At 66.0% G+C, this 17591-nt stretch carries 14 protein-coding genes and 1 tRNA gene; 7 read left to right on the top strand and 8 right to left on the bottom strand.

Features of this window, described 5'->3' with window-relative positions; genetic code table 11:
- The 7 genes from pknB to NQJ30_RS12550 all read right to left on the bottom strand — a co-directional run.
- Window positions 1-1851, bottom strand: a 1851-nt coding sequence (gene pknB, locus NQJ30_RS12520; protein ID WP_308215222.1) for a Stk1 family PASTA domain-containing Ser/Thr kinase, incomplete at its 3' end; no start/stop codon positions are given.
- Between the two features lie 15 nt (window positions 1852-1866).
- Entirely contained in the window at window positions 1867-3591 is a 1725-nt protein-coding gene (locus tag NQJ30_RS12525; RefSeq protein WP_255770257.1) for a serine/threonine-protein kinase, read from the bottom strand.
- Window positions 3588-5045 carry a peptidoglycan D,D-transpeptidase FtsI family protein gene (locus tag NQJ30_RS12530; RefSeq protein ID WP_255770258.1) on the bottom strand — a complete coding sequence of 486 codons (1458 nt, stop codon included), beginning with the start codon at window positions 5043-5045 and terminating at the stop codon, window positions 3588-3590. The genes NQJ30_RS12525 and NQJ30_RS12530 overlap by 4 nt, the downstream gene beginning before the upstream one ends.
- A complete protein-coding gene (locus NQJ30_RS12535) occupies window positions 5042-6439 on the bottom strand; it encodes an FtsW/RodA/SpoVE family cell cycle protein (protein ID WP_255770259.1) in 1398 nt (465 codons plus the stop codon). Before NQJ30_RS12535 ends, NQJ30_RS12530 begins: the two co-directional genes overlap by 4 nt.
- Window positions 6436-8073, bottom strand: a complete 1638-nt coding sequence (locus NQJ30_RS12540; protein ID WP_255770260.1) for a PP2C family protein-serine/threonine phosphatase — start codon at window positions 8071-8073, stop codon at window positions 6436-6438. Before NQJ30_RS12540 ends, NQJ30_RS12535 begins: the two co-directional genes overlap by 4 nt.
- A 3-nt stretch (window positions 8074-8076) precedes the next feature.
- A complete protein-coding gene (locus NQJ30_RS12545; protein WP_255770339.1) occupies window positions 8077-8559 on the bottom strand; it encodes an FHA domain-containing protein FhaB/FipA in 483 nt (160 codons plus the stop codon).
- 5 nt (window positions 8560-8564) lie between these two features.
- Entirely contained in the window at window positions 8565-9308 is a 744-nt protein-coding gene (locus NQJ30_RS12550; RefSeq protein ID WP_255770261.1) for an FhaA domain-containing protein, read from the bottom strand.
- Window positions 9309-9639: 331 nt separating this feature from the next.
- Here NQJ30_RS12550 and NQJ30_RS12555 point away from each other — a divergent pair.
- Window positions 9640-9722 (top strand) — tRNA-Leu (locus tag NQJ30_RS12555).
- A gap of 167 nt (window positions 9723-9889) precedes the next feature.
- Here the strand turns inward: NQJ30_RS12555 and NQJ30_RS12560 are convergent.
- Window positions 9890-10840, bottom strand: a complete 951-nt coding sequence (locus NQJ30_RS12560) for a 2-hydroxyacid dehydrogenase (protein ID WP_255770262.1) — start codon at window positions 10838-10840, stop codon at window positions 9890-9892.
- Between the two features lie 307 nt (window positions 10841-11147).
- Here NQJ30_RS12560 and NQJ30_RS12565 point away from each other — a divergent pair, with 307 nt between their 5' ends.
- The 6 genes from NQJ30_RS12565 to NQJ30_RS12590 are packed head-to-tail and all read left to right on the top strand — an operon-like array spanning window position 11148 to window position 17584.
- On the top strand, window positions 11148-12707 hold the full coding sequence (locus tag NQJ30_RS12565) for an ABC transporter substrate-binding protein (protein WP_255770263.1): 1560 nt from the start codon (window positions 11148-11150) through the stop codon (window positions 12705-12707).
- Window positions 12708-12735: 28 nt separating this feature from the next.
- Complete coding sequence (locus NQJ30_RS12570; RefSeq protein ID WP_255770264.1) at window positions 12736-13665, top strand: ABC transporter permease; 930 nt, start codon at window positions 12736-12738, stop codon at window positions 13663-13665.
- Window positions 13666-13673: 8 nt separating this feature from the next.
- A complete protein-coding gene (locus tag NQJ30_RS12575) occupies window positions 13674-14696 on the top strand; it encodes an ABC transporter permease (protein ID WP_255770265.1) in 1023 nt (340 codons plus the stop codon).
- Complete coding sequence (locus NQJ30_RS12580) at window positions 14693-15820, top strand: ABC transporter ATP-binding protein (protein WP_255770266.1); 1128 nt, start codon at window positions 14693-14695, stop codon at window positions 15818-15820. Before NQJ30_RS12575 ends, NQJ30_RS12580 begins: the two co-directional genes overlap by 4 nt.
- The gene (locus tag NQJ30_RS12585) at window positions 15813-16862 is read left to right on the top strand and encodes an ABC transporter ATP-binding protein (RefSeq protein ID WP_255770267.1); all 1050 of its coding nucleotides are present in this window, start codon (window positions 15813-15815) and stop codon (window positions 16860-16862) included. Before NQJ30_RS12580 ends, NQJ30_RS12585 begins: the two co-directional genes overlap by 8 nt.
- A complete protein-coding gene (locus NQJ30_RS12590; protein ID WP_255770268.1) occupies window positions 16859-17584 on the top strand; it encodes a sulfite exporter TauE/SafE family protein in 726 nt (241 codons plus the stop codon). The genes NQJ30_RS12585 and NQJ30_RS12590 overlap by 4 nt, the downstream gene beginning before the upstream one ends.
- Window positions 17585-17591: the final 7 nt, after the last annotated feature.

A 17591-nucleotide genomic window follows, 5' to 3' on the forward strand; every position in this document is an offset into this window, starting at 1 on the left:
CGTCTTGCCCTGATCCACTGCGGCGTTGGCCGGGTCGCTTTGGTCCGTCACCCGGCCGGCCTCGACTTCCGAGTTCTCCACTTCCTGGACGTTGGGTACCAGGCCAAGGTCCTTTAGCGCGGCTTCCGCCTCCGCACGGGTGCGGCCGCGCAGCTCGGGCATGGCCACCTTGCCGGTGGACACCACGATCTCCACCGTGCTTCCCGGGGCAACCGTCTGGCCCGGTGCGGGGCTGGTGGTGATGACCCTGCCCCTGGGCACCGTGGCGCTGTTGGTTTCCGTTGTTGACGGGGCCCCCACCAGGCCGGTCTGCCGCAGGATATCCCGGGCCGCGGCCTCCGTCTGGCCCGGCAGGTTGTCTGGGACTTTCACGGCGGCGGGGCCATCCGAGATATTCAGGATCACTTCGGCATTGGGATCCACTGACGTTCCGGCGGCCGGATCGGTACCGATGGCCGTTCCCGCCGGGACGGTGTCATGTTTGACGCGCTGGCTCCTCGGACGGAGTTTGGCGCCGAAAAGTTCCTGCAGTGCCGCAGATTCCGTCATGGACGTGACCGCGGGTATCTGCACCTTGACGGGTGGCGGCGGAGGCTGGTTCATGATCTGGAACAACCAGAGGCCGCCGCCGGCCAGGACCAGCAGCGTGAAGACGATGAGCGTGGCGATCCACGTACGACGGCGGGACTTCTGCCGTGCGGTGCGCTCACGTTCCGGCGGGAGGCCCAAGGGCATCTCGTCCTCGACCCGCGGCTCAGCGAACGACTGCACGGGAACTGTTATGCCGCCGTCGTCGATGTCCGTGAGTTCATAACGCCCGGTGGGGGCGTCGTCGAGGAAACTGGCACCGGTTACCGAAAACGCCTCGGTGGCGGGTGCGGGCATCGGCGTGGGGACGTGGTCGTTGGGGTCGGTGGGCGCCTCGGAGGCCGGGAGCGCGGCCACCGCCACCCCTGCCCTGGCCGCACGCAGTGCACGTTGGAAAGCTGCGGCATCCTGGAAGCGGTCGTCGCGGTTTTTCTGCAGGGCCTTGGCCAGTACGCTGTCGAGAGCGGGCGTCACGTCGGGGTTCAGGCTGCTGGCAGGCTCGGGGATCTCGCGGACGTGCTGGTAGGCCACTGATACCGGGCTGTCCCCAACAAAGGGCGGCCGGCCGGTGAGCATTTCATAGAGCAGGCACGCCGCTGAGTAGAGGTCGCTGCGTGCATCCACCGTTTCGCCGCGGGCCTGTTCCGGCGAGAGGTACTGGGCGGTACCCACCACGGCCTGGGTCTGGGTCATGGTGGCGGCCGAATCGGCCATGGCGCGGGCAATCCCGAAGTCCATGACCTTGACGGAATTGGATCCCTCGCAGTACATCACGTTGGCGGGTTTGATATCGCGGTGGACAATGCCGGCTTTGTGGCTGTATTCGAGTGCCCCGAGCACCCCGAGGCAGAAATCGATGGCCTGGTCGATGCTGATTTCCTTGGCCCGGATCAGGTCGCGGAGCGTCTTGCCCTCCACGAACTCCATCACGATGTAGGGCACCCGGACACTGTCCTCGGAACCGTCCTGAACGGCGTGCTCACCGGTGTCGTAGATGGCGACAATCGACGGGTGGTTCAAGGCGGCCACGGACTGCGCCTCGCGCTTGAACCGGGCCCGGAACTGCGGATCCCGGGCCATATCCGGGCGAAGCATCTTCACTGCCACGGTGCGCCCAAGCCGGGTATCCAGCCCCCGCTGGACGTCCGCCATTCCCCCGCGGCCGATCAGCCCGCCGAGTTCGTAGCGTCCACTCAGGACACGCTGGTTATCCACCGGGAGGCTGTCCTCACGGTGTAGCGGTGTGCGGGGTGAATCGTTCACGTGTGGTTCCAGCGGTTACGGGGCGCAGGTAGGAGGAGTTCCCGGCAGCTGGCCGGGGTTGCAGGTGGCCAGGGCAGGAGCTGCCGAGGGCGACTGGGCAGTTGTCGGACGGGGCGCCGGAGTGGTCTGCGTCGGGATCGGAGCCGGCGCGACGGCGTAGGTGATGGTCACCGGAGTCCCGACTTCCACCCGTCCGGTCCGGGACAGCGCGATGACGGAATCCGGCGTGGAGTTGGGGTCAATCTGGGACTGGATGGTGACGTCCAGATTCATGGCGGACAGCTGCGACTGCACCGTCCGGTAGTCCTTGCCGAGATATGCCTCGGGAATGATATTCACCGTTTCCGGGGTGGGAGTAGGCGTGGCGCTGGACTGGGTGGGCGTGGGCGTCGCGGACTGTGAGGTCCTGGTGGGGCTGGCACTGGGGGACGGCGCGCTGCTCGATGCAGAGGTTGTGGCGGTGTCCTTGGCCGGGGAGAAAATCCCCTGCTGGGTCAGGAAGAATCCCACCAGGGCGAACAGCACCAGCACGATCAAGGCGATCAGCGGCCAGGTCCAGGGACTGCGCCCGCGACGCTCGGGCTCGTCGGCCGGCTCGTCGTCGTACGTTTCTTCTTCCTGCACCCAACTGCGCTCCGCTGCCAGCGCGTCCGCCCGTGACAGCGTGCTGCCGGCTCCGGTCATGGCGGTGGTGGCGGGGCCGTCTTCAGCCGCGTCGGCTGCACCTGCCGCGGCGGCACCGGCGGCGGCTCCAGCGGCCGCGGCGCCAAGCACCGGAAGTGCGGAAGTCGACGTCGTGCTGTTGTCCTTCTGGCTGATGACACCCGTGGGTGCGGTGGCAATATCCACCGGTGCGGTAATGGGGCCGGTGGCTGCTTCAAACAGCAGCATGCCGGGAACCGCGGCGTGTGCGGCGCTGATATCGCCGTTCCGGATGGCCTCGGCGGCCTCGGAGAGCTTGATTGCGTTGGCCGGGCGGTTCTTGGGATCCTTGGCCAGCATGGACATCAGGAGCGCGCGGACGGGCTTGGGCAGGGACTCAGGCAGCGGCGGCGGGGCGTCATTGACCTGGGCCAAGGCGATGGCGATCTGCGATTCACCGGAGAACGGCCGGTGCCCTGTGAGGCACTCGTAGCCGATCACACCGAGGGCGTAGATATCCGAGGCGCCCGTGGCCACCTGGCCGGTGGCCTGCTCCGGGGCGAGGTACTGCGCGGTACCCATCACCTGACCGGTCTGGGTAAGCGGCACCTGGTCGGCAAGACGGGCGATGCCGAAGTCGGTGACCTTGACGCGGCCGTCCGGGGTGATCAGCAGGTTGCCGGGCTTGATGTCGCGGTGCACCAGGCCCTGCGCGTGGGCTACTGACAGGGCACGGGCGGTCTGGGCGATCATCGACAGCGTGCGGTCCGGAGACAGGACCTGTTCGTGTTCGATGATGCTGCTCAGCGGCTGGCCCGGGACCAACTCCATCACAAGGTAGGCCGAGCCTTCCTCCTCGCCGTAGTCAAAGACGTTGGCGATGCCCACGTGGTTCAGCAGCGCAGTGTGCCGTGCCTCGGCGCGGAAGCGCTGGAGGAAGCCGGGATCCCCCGTGTACTCCTCCTTCAGCACCTTAATGGCGACGATTCGGCCCAGGACGAGGTCTTTGGCCTTCCAGACCTCTCCCATCCCGCCGATCGCGATCCGCGTGGTCAGCTGGAATCTGCCGCCGAGGGTGATTCCCGTTGTTGGCCTCACTTATTCAACACCGCCTCAAAAATCTTCTTCGCATTCGGACTCGTTAGCTTTGCGCCGGTGGCGATGTCCACGCCTTCCATGGCGATGGTGACACTCACCTGCGGGTTGTTCGCGGGGGCAAACCCGGTGAACCAGGAGTTGTTCAGCCCGTTCCCCAGTTCAGCGGTGCCGGTCTTGCCGGCAACCTGGACACCGGGGACGCTCGCGCCGCCGGCGATGCCTTGGCTCACCGCGCTGGCCATCCATTCGGTGATCTGCTTGGCGATCTCCGGACTGGTGGAGGTGCGGAGTGTTTCCGGCTTCGGCTCATCGATGACCCGCAGATCCGGGGACCGCAGCGTCTTGACCAGGCTGGGTTTCATCTGGACGCCGTTGTTGGCGATGGCTGAGGTCATCATGGCAATCTGCAGCGGCGTGACCCGGACGTCCTTCTGGCCGATGACCGATTGGGCCAGTCCGGGTGCATCCAGGTTGTCCGGGAAGCCGTTGCCCTTGGCATACCCGAGCTTGAGCCGATCGCCTACGTCCTGGCCAAAGCCGAACTTGGTTGCCTGCTCGGCGATGGCATCCCGGCCAAGATCGAGGGCGATGCTGGCGAATGGCGTGTTGCAGGACTGTTGCAGGGCGAACGCAAAGGTGGCCGTGTCCCGGGTGTAGCAGTTGCCGCCGGCGTAGTTGGGCAGCGTGTAGCTGATTCCGGGGAAGGGCAGCTGGGCGGGGTTGGGCAGCTCGCTGTCCTTGTTGTATTTGCCGGAGTTCAGGGCCGCCGCGGTGGTCACGAGTTTGAAAACGGAGCCCGGGGCGAGCAGCTCACCCGTGGGGCCGCTGACGTTCTGGTTCAGGTTGATGCCGGGAACCTTAAGCAACGCATTGATGTTGGCTTCTTCCGCGGTGGGGTCCTGCGTGGCGATGAGGTTCGGATCGTAGGACGGTTTGGAGGCCATGGCGAGGATGGCGCCCGTCTTGGGATTGGTGACCACAATGGACCCGCGCTGGCCGTCCGGGATCAGGTCGTATGCGAGTTTCTGGATGGCTGGATCCACGGTGAGCTCCACCGAGGCGCCTTTCGGCTGGTTGCCCAGGAAGAGCTGGCCCACGCGGTCCAGGAACTGTTGGTCGGAGCTGCCGGCCAGTTGGTCGCGCATGGCCTGCTCCAGCCCGGTGGCGCCGTAGTTCTGCGAGAAGTATCCCGTGAGGCCGGCGTAGAGCTGAGGCTGGGGGTAGGTCCGTTGGAATCCGCATTGTTCGGACCCCGGAACGGATTCGGCCACGGGGCTTCCGCCGACGATGATGGCGCCGCGGTCGTTGCAGTAGTCCTGCAGGATGGCGCGGTTGTTCCAGGCATTGGCTTTGAGATCATCCGCGCCCACCACCTGGACGTAGCTAATGGCGCCGAACAGCAGCGCAAACAGCGCGATGGCCGCGACCCATGAGTTCCTGATGGCCTGGTTCACAGGGGTTTCACCGCCTCGGTTGGTTTGTCTTTTGCTTCCGCTTCCGTCTCGTTCCCCGGGGGCAGGGGTGTTGTGTCGACCGGGCCGCGGGCAGAGTGCGAAATCATCAGCAACAGGCCCACGATGATCCAGTTGGCCAGGAGCGAGGACCCGCCGGCCGCCAGGAACGGAGTGGTGAGGCCGGTCAACGGAATCAGCCGCGTGACACCGCCAATGACGACGAAACACTGCAACGCCACCGCGAAGGACAGCCCGCAGGCCAACAGCTTTCCGAACGCGTCCCGCGTACCCAGCGCGGCCCGGAAGCCTCGGGTGAACAGCAGCACGTACATCATCACGACGGCGAAGAGCCCGATCAGGCCCAGCTCTTCGCCCAGCGATGCAATGATCATGTCGCTGTTCGCGAAGGGGACGAGGTTGGGCCTGCCCTGGCCCAGTCCGGTACCCACCAGGCCGCCGCTGGCCATCCCGAACAGGCCTTGCACGATCTGGAAACTGCTGCCGAACTGCCGTCCGTACACCTCATCGGTGAATGCGTTTAGCCAGCCGTCGATCCGGAGCGCCACGTGCGAGAAGACCTGTGCCGCTACAAAGCCGCCGCCAAGCAGCAGGGCGACGCCAATAACCACCCAGCTGATGCGGCTGGTAGCCACGTAGATCATCACGATGAACAGGCCGAAGAACAGCACGGAGGACCCGAGGTCGCGCTGGAAGATCAGCACGCCGATGCTCACCAGCCATGCGGTGATCATGGGGCCCATGTCCTTGAACCGGGGGAACTGCAGGGGACCGATTTTGCGGCCGGCGAGGAGGATGAGGTCCCGGTTGGAGGAAAGATACCCGGCGAAGAATATGGCCAGGGTGATCTTGGCAATTTCGCCGGGCTGGAAAGTCATGGGGCCGAGCCTGATCCAGACGCGCGCGCCCAGGATCTCTCCGGCGGAAATTCCCGGCACCAACGGAAGGATCAGCAGGAGGGCGCTGACAGCGAGGGAGATATAGGTGAAACGGCGCAGCATGCGGTGGTCCTTGAGGAACCAGATCACAGCGATGGCCACTGCCATGGCGATGAGGGTCCAACGCAGCTGGTTGTTCCCTGTATCGTCTCCGGGGGCGTCCAGTCTGTGGATCATGGCGAGGCCCAAACCATTGAGTGCCACCACCAGCGGAAGTATTACCGGATCGGCATATTTTGCGCGAATGCGCAGTACCACGTGGAACGCCAAGGCAGCCATGGCCAGAAGGCTGGACTGGAACCAGAAATCCGAGTCGAACGCTTTTTGCTTGTCCACGCCCACCATCATGTTGGCGCCGATGCCGACGGCAAGGGCAAGCAGGACCAGCAGGAGTTCCACGTTGCGTCGTGGCTTGGGAACGGTGTTGAGCTGACTCACTGACCCACCCCGCAGAGGGCCGTCGGGCTGGCGGATGGGGACGGGGTGGGCGCGGCCGCCGGATTGGAGGTATCCGGAGACGGCGCCGGCGGGGTGGCTGTGGCGGGGGCCGTTGGTGCGGCACTTGCCGTGGGCGATGCGGTGAGGCACTCATCGGCGGGCGCGATGGTGCCGGTGCCCTCGAGATTCTTGACGATCCGCTGCGCGTCATAAAGGTCGCGCGCCGGAACTGTCTGGCGCACGCGCTGCTGGGAGAACTGGGGCAAGGAATCCATCCGGATCTCCGTCACGGCCTCAAGGGTTGAAAGCTGGATGGGTCCGAGCCGCTGCGAGACACCGTTGTAGATGGCGACACGCGAATCGAACTCCCCGATGTAGTAGCGGGTCTGGGTCCAGGCATAGCCCAGCCAGAGCCCCACGGTCAGCACCAGCAGGACCGAGGCCGCGATGGACCAGGTGACCCAGCGCCGTGGCTTGGCCGGTTCCAGGATTTCCTCTGCGTCATCGGTCGCCGGGGTGTCGGCCTTGTGGGTGAGGACGGTGGCCGCGCGCCTGGCCACGGTTCGGCCCGCGATGGTGGGAATGGAGCCGGACGCCGCGGCGGTGGCTGCCGCGCCGACGAGTTCGTGCGGCCGTGAAGACAGCTCCTGGCGAAGCACCTCGGCTGAGAGGTGTTCACCCAGGTGGGGGTCTGTGGATGTCGACTGTTCAGCAGCGTCCGGCTTCCCGGCGGCAGGCTCCGCGGGCCGCGGGGCTTCGCCCTCGGCAGCGGCTGCTGCGGCGGTTTCGACGGCACTATCCGCGGTAGCGGCTTCCATGACCGGAGCGGGAGGTACCACGTCGACGGCGGCAGTACTGACGTCGTCGGGCGTTTCTTCCACAATTTCCACCATGACCACGGTGACGTTGTCCGGTGAACCGGCCTCAAGGGTGAGGTTGACCAGGGTCTCAACGCATTCGCGGAGGTCTTTGGTCTCCCTGACGGTGCGCTCCACCACATGTCCGGCCACGTAGTTGAGACCGTCCGAGCAGAGCAGCCAGCGCTCCCCGGGCTTCACGTCCATGGTGTCCACGTCGAGTTCGGGGCTGGCATCCACATCCCCAAGGACCCGCATGAGGACGTTTTTGTGGGGGTGGGTTTCGGCTTCCTCGGGCCGCAGCCGGCCTTCGTCGATGAGCCGCTGGACGAACGTGTGGTCCACGCTGACCTGCTCAAATACGCCGTCACGCAGGCGATAGGCGCGGGAGTCGCCAATATGGGCGATATGCAGCTTGCCCTCGGCGAGCAGCAGCGAGGTAACGGTGGTGCCCATGCCGGCCAGTTTGGGATTGATGTGCACCAGTTCGGACAGCAGCGAGTTGGCCGTCTGGATTTCGTCGGCAAGAACGGTGACAGCATCGCCGTCATAATCGCCGTGGTCCAGATGCAGCATGTCCAGTACCGTGGCGGCCGAGGCGACGTCGCCGCCCGCGTGGCCACCCATGCCGTCCGCGACCACTGCCAGATGCCGGCCGACGTAGGCAGAATCGTCATTCTTGGCCCGGATGCGGCCCACATCCGAGCGTGCCGCATAGCGCATGATCAGGGGCCGCTGTGCGGGCTTGGCCTCATCTGCGGGGGTTTCATCGGCCATTGGCTATGGCCTCAATTCAATGACCGTCTTGCCGATTCTCACGGGTACGCCAAGCTCAACGGGCAGCGCCCGGGTAAGTTGCTGGTCGGCCAGGTAGGTGCCGTTGGTGGAACCAAGGTCCTCGATGAACCAGCGGCTGCCCTGCGGGAATAGCCGCGCGTGGCGGCCTGACGCATAATCGTCCTCCAACACGAGCGTCGCTTCCTGCGCGCGGCCCAACAGGATGGGGCTGGCGGCCAGGGGGAGCGTGGTGCCTTTGAGGGGTCCCTCGATAACCACCAGCTGGTGCGCCTGCTGTTTGACCGGCTGCGGGGGAGCCTCGGCCAGGTCCGGATTCTTGCGGACCTGACGCGCCGTGGGCGTGCCCGCGGCAGCCTTCCGGCCCACCATAAGATCGCGGCGCATGGTCGAGACGATGCTGAAGATCAGGACCCAGAGCAGGATCAGGAAACCAAACCGCAGGGCGGTGATGGTCAGTTCACTCATGTCGCTCATGGGCGGCCACCAGTGCTGGCGGGGAGCAGGCGGAAGATGATCTTTGTCCGTCCCATCGTGATCGTGGAGCCGTCGGTCAGTTCGGTGCTGCCCGCCACTTTGTGGCCGTTGACGTAGCTGCCGTTCGTGGAGCCGAGATCGACAGCGCTTGTCACGCCGCCTTCGGTGCGGATCTCCAGGTGGCGCCGTGAAACGCCGGTGTCATCAACCAGGATGTCGGCCTCCGAAGAGCGTCCCAGGACGATGGACGGGGCGTTCAGGGAGTATCGCTGGCCGTCAATGTCCAGGACGGGCTGCATCCGGGTGGGTTGGCGGGTGGGCGCGGCCGGGAGATGGGGCCGGGGCGCAGGGGAGCCGGAGCCGCTGGAAGACTTCTCGGTGGACGAGACAATTTCGAAGTCGCCGGCGCGCAGTTCCTCTGCCCGTCGGAACGAAATCCGCACTGGCCCCTGGAGTGTGTAGCCCTGGCTGCGGACGTGGTTGATGACAACATCGCAGAGTTCCTCAGCGAGAGGGGTGCCCCACTCCTGTGCCCTGCTGAAGTCGTTATCGCTGAGTTGGACGTCAAACACGTTCGGGGCCAGCGTGCGGCCGGCCGAAACGGTGAGGGACTTGTGGTCCAGTTCGCGGCGGAGGCGGCTGGCGATTTCGACCGGTTCAACCTGCGCCCGCGAGCCGGTGGAGAAGACACCGCGGACGGCTTTTTCGATGCCACGCTCGACCTTGTCCAGCAATCCCACTGTGCTTCTCCTTTCCCCCCGGCTACGGGGCAGTCTTCGTTCCGGAACTCAACCGGCAGCGCAGGTAAGTACTCGGTGCTCCGCAATGCAGCGGCGGGCACTACTACATCAGATACTACTGGGCAGCCCTGAGAATGACCTTAATCGCCATCGGCCGGGCGGCCGGAAAAGTTCGTTTTTCCGCGGCATCCGGGGCTTGTAGGAAGTGCGTTGCGGGGGCCGTTCGGGCTCAATTAGTGTTTTGCGGCAGACATCCGTTATGCTTGATCTCGCTGCTTTTACAAGGTTGCGGATCCGGGAAACCGGCCGCGATTCGAGGAAAAGAAGTTGCGCGCGAGTGGCGGAACGGCAGACGCGCTGGCTTCAGGTGCCAGTGTCCGAAAGGGCGTGGGGGTTCAAATCCCCCCTCGCGCACGCAATTGATATACAGAGAACCCCGGTCTTCGGACCGGGGTTCTCTTGTTTTTTTGGCTTGCCGACTTGCCGGCTCTGCAGGGCTTCCGACGTCGGCGCATCCCGTTCAGGCGCCGGCGTCGGCGTGACGCGGCGTTCCTTCAAGAAGTAGACCAGCGCAGGCGGGCTCAGGCCTCCACGGCCGTCAGGACCGTCCCGTCAGCTACGAACTGACGCAGGTTGGCCAGGGTGAGTTCGGCCATGGCCGCCCTTGTTTCGTGCGTGCCGCTGCCCAAGTGCGGGAGCAGGACCACGTTGTCGAGGCCCAGGAGGTCTTCCGGCACCTTGGGCTCGTCCGCAAAGACGTCCAGTCCGGCTCCGGCCAGCCGCCCGGCCAGCAGGGCCGCCACGAGGGCGTCCTCATCCACCACCGAGCCCCGGGCGATGTTGATCAGGTAGCCCTGGGGCCCGATCGCTTCGATGACTTCGGCGTTGACCAGCCTGGCCGATTCCGGACCGCCCGCCGCCGCGACAATCAGGACATCGCAGCCTGCGGCCAGTTCCACGGGGGAGGCCTTGTACTCATAGCCAACACCGGCCACTGGATTCCGGCTGTGGTAGCTGATGTCGCAGTCGAAGCCTTCCAGCCGGCGGGCGATGACCCGACCGATCCTGCCCAGCCCGAGGATGCCCACCCGCTTTCCGCTGGCCTTCGTTGCCAGCGGGTAGTTGCCCTTGCTCAGCCAGTCACCGCGGCGGACGAAGCGGTCCGCCGCGCTTACCTGGCGCAGGACGTCCAGGTAAAGTGCGACGGCGGTATCCGCCACGCAGTCGTTGAGGACATCGGGAGTGTTGCTCACCGTGATCCCGCGTGCGGCTGCCTGCGCAACATCGGTGGTGTCGTAGCCGACGCCGAAGTTGATGACCGCGCGGAGGTTGGGCAGCGCGCCCATCAGCTCCGTGCCGACGCCGAACTTCCCGGACGTGACCGCGATCTCGACGGACGCGCCCTGCTGGTGGAGGAATTCCTCCCGTTCGGTCCCGGCGTCGGGGAGCCGGAGGGTGTTGTACTCGCTCCGGATGGAGTCTTGGACGGCTGGCATGAGGGGCCCTACCTGGAGGACGGCGATGTTCTTCATACCTGCACCCTAGGATTCCCATCCATACGCGTCCAACATGCAAATGGCATGGATCGATGCCCATAGTGGATTGATGGTGCGAGTCCGCCGGAACCGCGCGGAATTCCGGACCGAGTGGCAGCAGTCACAGGGACGTTGAGCCCGGGTCCACCTCTCCACGGCGGTGTGGGGGCCGCCCTGAAGCCTTGTGATGCCTCCTGCCCTCAATTAGCTTGAGTCCAGCGCGGCCTGAAGCACCCGTTCCGGCGCCCCATCCAATCGGCACCGAAGCGCCCCGCTGCCGCAATCAGCCAACCGGAGGAATCCAATGATGTCTTCTTCAAAGCCCAAACTGACCGCCGCCCTGCTGAAGTGGCCAGCCCTGGCATCCGTTGCCGTGCTGGGCCTGAGCGGCTGTTCAGTAGCAAATTCCGACGCCGGCGCGGCCTCGAGCACCACGGTGCGCGTGGTGCTCGGCCAGGAACCTCCCACCCTGGAAGCCTGCGAATCGAACCTGACCTCCACCGGTGTGGTGGTGCGCTCGAACATCACCGAGCCGCTGATTGAGCGGAACCCCGCCACCGGTGACCTCGAGCCCAAGCTCGCCACCGAATGGAAGGCCACCAGCGATACGGAGTGGACCCTGAAGCTCCGGGAAGGCGTGAAGTTCCAGGACGGTACCCCGTTCAACGCCGAGGCCGCCGCCTTCACCATCAACCGTGCCGTCAACTCCAAGCTCGGCTGCAACGTGGAGGGCTACGTCTTCGGCGACGCAGACCTCGCGGTAAACGCCGTGGACGCCACCACGCTGACCGTCACCACCCCCAAGCCCGACCCCATCCTGCCGCTCCGACTCTCTTTCCTCGAGGTTGTTCCGCCGTCCACCAGCACCACGGCCAAGGTCCGCGAACCGATCGGCACCGGCCCCTACAAGATCGAGAAGTGGGACGCGGGCCAGAAGATCACCCTGGCAAGCTGGGACGGCTACTGGGGAGACAAACCCGCCTACGCCAAAGCGGAGTACCAGTGGCGTTCCGAGAGTTCGGTCCGCGCAGCCATGATCACCAGCGGCGAAGCTGACGTTGCCATGGGCCTCAGCCCCGACGACAACATCGGCGACCTCGGCGTTGACTACCCCAACAACGAGACCGTGGCGCTGCGCCTGGATGGCAACCAGGCACCGCTCAACGACATCCGTGTCCGCCAGGCCATCAACTACGCCATCGACAAGGAGGGCATCGTCAACTCCCTCTACCAGGGCAAGCACAAGGTGGCCGCACAGCTGGTCCCCGAAGGTGTAGTGGGGCACAACTCCCAACTCAAGGGCTGGCCGTTCGACCTGGACAAGGCCAAGTCACTGGTGGCCGAAGCCAAGGCTGCGGGAGTGGACACCTCCAAGCAGATCTCGCTGGTGGTCCGGAGCGCCCAGTTCCCCAAGATCACCGAGCTGGGCCAGGTCCTGCAGGAACAGCTCAGCCAGGCCGGCCTCAACGTCAAGCTGAAGATGCTCGAAACCAGCCAGCACCTGACCTACCAGGTCCGCCCATTCGCCGCAGATGAAGGCGCCGTGGCACTGATGACCCAACACGGCAACCAGGCCGGCGACGCCGCCTTCACCGTGGACCAGTACATGCTCTCCACCGGAGCCCAGAGCTACTTCGGCACGCCGGAGTTCGACGCCATGATCAAGAAGGCGGACGCCGCCTCGGGTGACGAGCGGCAGAAGGACTTCGAGAACATCTTCGCCTACCAGAACGACAAGATTGTCCAGTTCGCCCATATCTCGCACCAGACCGGCATCATCGGCAAGGCCAAGTCCGTCAACTACAAGCCCAACTCTTCCAGCGGCGACGAGCTGCGTGTCTCGGAAATGACCCCGGCCAGCTAGCCCGGCCCCCCGGAAGAGAAGGACAGCCATGCTGATCTACTTGAGAAAGCGGATTACCTCCAGCGCACTGCCCCTGGTAGTGGTGATCGTCGGAGTGTTCGCCCTGGCACGCATGACCGGAAACCCGGCCAGCCTGTACCTGCCGCTGAACGCCACCCAGCAAATGCGGGACGACTTCACGGCCCGCAACGGCCTGGACCAGCCCCTGCTGGTGCAGATGGCCGACTACTTCGGCGGAGTCCTGCGGCTCGACTTCGGGCAGTCCCTGCGGACAGGCCAGGATGCGGCGGCCATGGCGCTGCGGGCATTCCCTGCAACCCTGCAGCTGGCCGCCACCACCATGCTGCTAGCCATCCTGCTGGCGCTGGTGGTGGGCTGCTGGGCGGCGCTGAAGCCGAACGGCGTCGCGGACCGCATCTCAAGTTTTATCTCGATGGCCGCCGCTTCCATTCCGGACTTCTGGCTGGCGATCGTGGGCATCTGGGTGTTCGCCATTTCCCTGGGCTGGCTCCCGACCTCCGGGGTGTCGGGGGCCACAGCCTGGGTACTGCCGATCGCCACATTGCTCCTGCGGCCGTTCGGGGTCTTGGTCCAGATTGTCCGCGGCTCCATGGTGTCCGCCCTGTCCGAGCCCTACATCAAGCTGGCACGGAGCCGCGGTGCAGGTGAGTTCCGGGTGGTGACCCGCCACGCACTGCGCAACGCCGGGGCGCCGGCACTGACCGTGGCCGGCGACCTGACAGTGGGCCTTGTTAACGGCGCCGTGGTGGTGGAAACCATTTTCGGGTGGCCGGGGATTGGAAAACTGATGATTGATTCCATCCTGCAGCGGGACTTTGCCGTCCTGCAGGCTGCGGTGCTGCTGACCGCCGTCGCCATATTTGCCCTGAACATCCTTATCGACATGGGGTACGCGCTGCTGGACGCACGCGTCCGGCCGGTCACGGTCAAGGCCTAGGAGTAGCCATGCAGAATTCAATGACGAAGGGCACGGCCGCGGAGCAGCCGCCGGAAGCCCGGGAGGCCACAGCCGGCATACCCGCTGCCCAACGGAACAGTAAGGAGAGCAGCGACCAGGACCGGAAGTTGAGCCTCCTCCGGCTCCTGCTCAAGGACCGCTTCGCCACCGTCTCCGCGCTGGTCCTGGTCCTGGTGGGCCTGACCGCGCTGGTTGGCCCCGCACTGATGGGCGACCTGGCCACCAAGCAGAACCTGCTGTTTGCCAACATGGCCCCGTTTACGCTCGCCCACGGGTGGGAGTATTTCCTGGGCAGCGATTCCCTGGGCCGCAGCATGCTGGCCCGCCTGGTGGTGGCCAGCCGGACCACACTGTCCGTTGCGCTGCCGGCCGTGGCCGTGGCCCTGGTGATCGGCTCGCTGTGGGGTGTGTGGGCCGGTTACCACCGCGGGTGGCGCGAGAACGTCTCGATGCGCATCGCCGATGTGATCATGAGCTTCCCGTCGCTGCTGCTCGCCGTCGTGGTCCTCTACGTCTTCAACCCAAGCGCCGCGAACATCGTTCTGATCCTGGCACTGACCCGCATCCCCATCTACCTGCGCACTGCCCGCGCCGAATCGGCGGAACTGCAGAGCCGCACGTTTGTGGACGCCGCGCGGACATTCGGTGCGCAGCCGAACGCGATCATCGTCCGGCACGTCATTCCCGTTGTGCTCCCCACCCTGCTGACCCTGGCCACGCTGGAATTCTGCTACGTCATGCTGGCCGAGTCCTCGCTGAGCTTCCTCGGCATCGGGATCCAGCCACCGGACGTCAGTTGGGGCCTGATGGTTTCCCAGGGCCGGCAGTACCTGCAGACAGCCTGGTGGCTGTCCATCTTCCCTGGTGTTGCCATTGTGGTGACCACCATCGCCGCGAACGTCCTCGCCGCCTGGCTGCGGATCGCCACCGACCCGGCCCAGCGCTGGCGCCTGGCCCTTCCCCGCAAGCGGCTGATCGCCCGTATTCCAGCCAAGGAGGCACAGCCGTGAAATCAGCTACCGAACAGGCCCCGGCCCGGCACGGAGAGTCCGCGGCCGGCACTGCCCCGGTGCAGGCGAAAACCCACGAGGTGGTCCTGCAGGTCCGGGACCTCGCCGTGGACATCCGGACACGCCGCGGCGCTATCCGGGCAGTCAACAGCGTGGCGTTTGAGGCCCGCGCCGGGGAAACCCTCGCCCTGCTGGGCGAATCCGGCTGCGGCAAGTCCATGACCGCCAAGGCCCTTGCCGGGATCATGGATCCGGTCTGCGACCTTGCCGACGGCAGCATTGTCCTCAACGGCACCGACCTGGCCGCGCTGACCGCCAAGGAGCGGCTGAAGTTTGCCGGACCGGAGCTGGGCATCGTGTTCCAGGACGCCCTGACCGCACTGAACCCGGTGTATCCGGTGGGCACCCAGCTGGGTGAGGCGTTCCGGATCCACCGCGGAATGAACGCCAAGCAGGCCCGCGCGGAAGCGATCGACCTGATGAAACGCGTGGGGATCCCCGAGCCGGAATCCAGGGTCAAGTCCTACCCGCACCAGTTCTCCGGCGGTATGCGCCAGCGCATCCTGATCGCCATGGCGGTGGCCCTGAACCCTAAGCTGCTGATCGCCGATGAGCCCACCACCGCCCTGGATGTCACTGTCCAGGCGCAGATCATGCAGCTCCTGCGGACCCTGCGCGAGGAAAGCCAGATGGCCGTCATCCTCATCACCCACGACCTGGCCGTGGTGGCTGAGGAAGCCGACACCGTGGCCGTGATGTACGCAGGAAACGTGGTGGAAAGCGGTCCCGTGGCCGAGGTCTTCACCGACCCCCGCCACCCGTACACCCAGGGCCTGCTCGAATCGGTGCCGGCCCACCTGGAACGCGGCGCCGAGCTCAAGTCCATCCCCGGCAGCCCGCCGGAACTCCACAACATCCCGGCCGGCTGCGTCTACCAGTCCCGCTGCCCCCTGGTCCAGGACATCTGCCGTGCCCAGCGCCCTGAACTGCGGCAGGTGGGCGGGGCTGCGGACGGAACGAACGGAACAGTCACCGCGGGCGCCGCAGCGAACGACCGCGGCGCAACAGTCCGCGCGGCCCGCACCGTGGCCTGCCACTTCAGCGAGGAGATCAGCAATGCCTGAACCGCTTCTGGCCATAAACGGCCTGACCAAAACCTTCCACGTGGCCAAAAGTGCCAGCGGCAACACGAAACTCAAGGCCCTGGACGGCATCAGCCTGAGCGTGGGCCGCGGTGAGACCCTGGGCCTGGTGGGTGAGTCCGGCTGCGGCAAATCCACCCTTGCCCGGACCCTGATGATGCTCGAAACACCCGACAAAGGCACCGTCACCTTCGAGGGGACCGACCCGTTCGGGCTCAAGGGCAAGGAACTCCTCGCCTGGCGGCGTCGGGTACAAATGGTCTTCCAGGACCCGTTCGCGTCGCTGAATGCGCGGATGAGCGCCGGCGACATCATCGCCGAACCCTGGGCCACGCACCGCAGCCTGTACCCCACGGCACGGGACCGCGAAGCCAGGGTTAGGGAACTGCTGGAGATGGTGGGCCTGCGCCCGTCCGACGCCCGGAAGTCGCCGCAGGAGTTTTCCGGCGGCCAGCGCCAGCGGATCGGCATTGCCCGCGCCCTGGCCCTCAACCCGGATGTGATCATCCTCGATGAGCCGGTTTCCGCCCTGGACCTCTCCGTCCAGGCCCAGGTCCTGAACCTCCTCAACGAGCTGCAGAAGGAACTCGGCGTCTCCTACATCTTCATCTCCCACGACCTGACAGTGGTCCGGCACGTGGCAGACAGGGTGGCCGTCATGTACCTGGGCCGGATCATCGAAACCGGCGAAACCGAGGAAGTCTTCGACCACCCCCGGCACCCCTACACGGCGGCCCTGATGTCCGCCTCACCCAAACTCGACGTCACCGGCGCCAAACGCGACCGGATCGTGCTCACCGGCGAGCTGCCCTCACCGCTGGATCCGCCGTCGGGCTGCCGCTTCCGGACCCGCTGCTGGAAGGCCCAGGACGTATGCGCCCAAACCGCGCCCGAACCGCAGGTCCTCACGGCCCCGGACGGGCGGCGGCACCTGGCCGAATGCCACTTCCCGCTCGACAGCATCAAGGGCCTCACCGGCGTCGCGGCAGCCATCACCGGAGCCACACCCGTCGCCGCCCGGTGACGGGCGCCGAATACGGCATCATCGCCGCCGCGATCTTCCTGGCGGCCTGCCTGCAGGCATCCAGCGGCTTCGGCATGGGAATGCTCGCCGCGCCAGTGATCGCCATGGTGGATCCGACGCTGCTGCCCGCCACCCTGATCCTCCTGGCCCTGCTCCTCACCGTGATGGTCACCGTCCGGGAGCGGCAGAGCCTGGACCTGCGGGGGACCGGCTGGGCCCTGGCGGGCAGGATCCCCGGTAGCTTCCTCGGCGCGTGGCTGGTGACGGCATTGTCCCGGGAGGGGCTGGCCTGGGTGGTGGCGGGAGTGGTGCTGGCCGGCCTGGTGCTGGCGCTCCGCGGCTGGGCGCCCCGTCCCGTCCCGGCCACCCTGATCGCTGCGGGTGCGGCCTCGGGAATCATGGGCACGGCAACCTCCATCGGCGGCCCGCCGATGGCCCTGGTCTGGCAGGGCCATGACGGGCCCAGGCTGCGGGGCACCATGAGTGCCTTCTTTATGGTGGGTTCGGCGATTTCGATGGGGATGCTCTGGATCAACGGCGCCGTCACGTCGCACATGCTGGTGCTGGCGCTGTGGATGGTTCCCGCCGCCGTCGGCGGCTACGCGGCCTCCCGCTACGTCAACCGCTTCCTTAATGCCACACGCCTGAAGGCGCTGGTACTCGGGGCATCCGCCGTGGGAAGCCTGCTGCTGGTGGCGCAGCTGATCCTGGCCGCCGCGTAGCGGCAGC

Origin of the sequence: Pseudarthrobacter sulfonivorans (genome assembly GCF_024391045.1) — a bacterium.
GTDB lineage: Bacteria > Actinomycetota > Actinomycetes > Actinomycetales > Micrococcaceae > Arthrobacter > Arthrobacter sulfonivorans_B.

What these genes read in the sequence shown, in the direction of transcription:
- NQJ30_RS12540 (WP_255770260.1), bottom strand. Translation starts at nt 8,073, where the DNA reads ATGGCCGATGAAACCCCCGCAGATGAGGCCAAGCCCGCACAGCGGCCC.
- NQJ30_RS12545 (WP_255770339.1), bottom strand. Translation starts at nt 8,559, where the DNA reads ATGAGTGAACTGACCATCACCGCCCTGCGGTTTGGTTTCCTGATCCTG.
- NQJ30_RS12560 (WP_255770262.1), bottom strand. Translation starts at nt 10,840, where the DNA reads ATGAAGAACATCGCCGTCCTCCAGGTAGGGCCCCTCATGCCAGCCGTC.
- NQJ30_RS12565 (WP_255770263.1), top strand. Translation starts at nt 11,148, where the DNA reads ATGATGTCTTCTTCAAAGCCCAAACTGACCGCCGCCCTGCTGAAGTGG.
- NQJ30_RS12570 (WP_255770264.1), top strand. Translation starts at nt 12,736, where the DNA reads ATGCTGATCTACTTGAGAAAGCGGATTACCTCCAGCGCACTGCCCCTG.
- NQJ30_RS12575 (WP_255770265.1), top strand. Translation starts at nt 13,674, where the DNA reads ATGCAGAATTCAATGACGAAGGGCACGGCCGCGGAGCAGCCGCCGGAA.
- NQJ30_RS12585 (WP_255770267.1), top strand. Translation starts at nt 15,813, where the DNA reads ATGCCTGAACCGCTTCTGGCCATAAACGGCCTGACCAAAACCTTCCAC.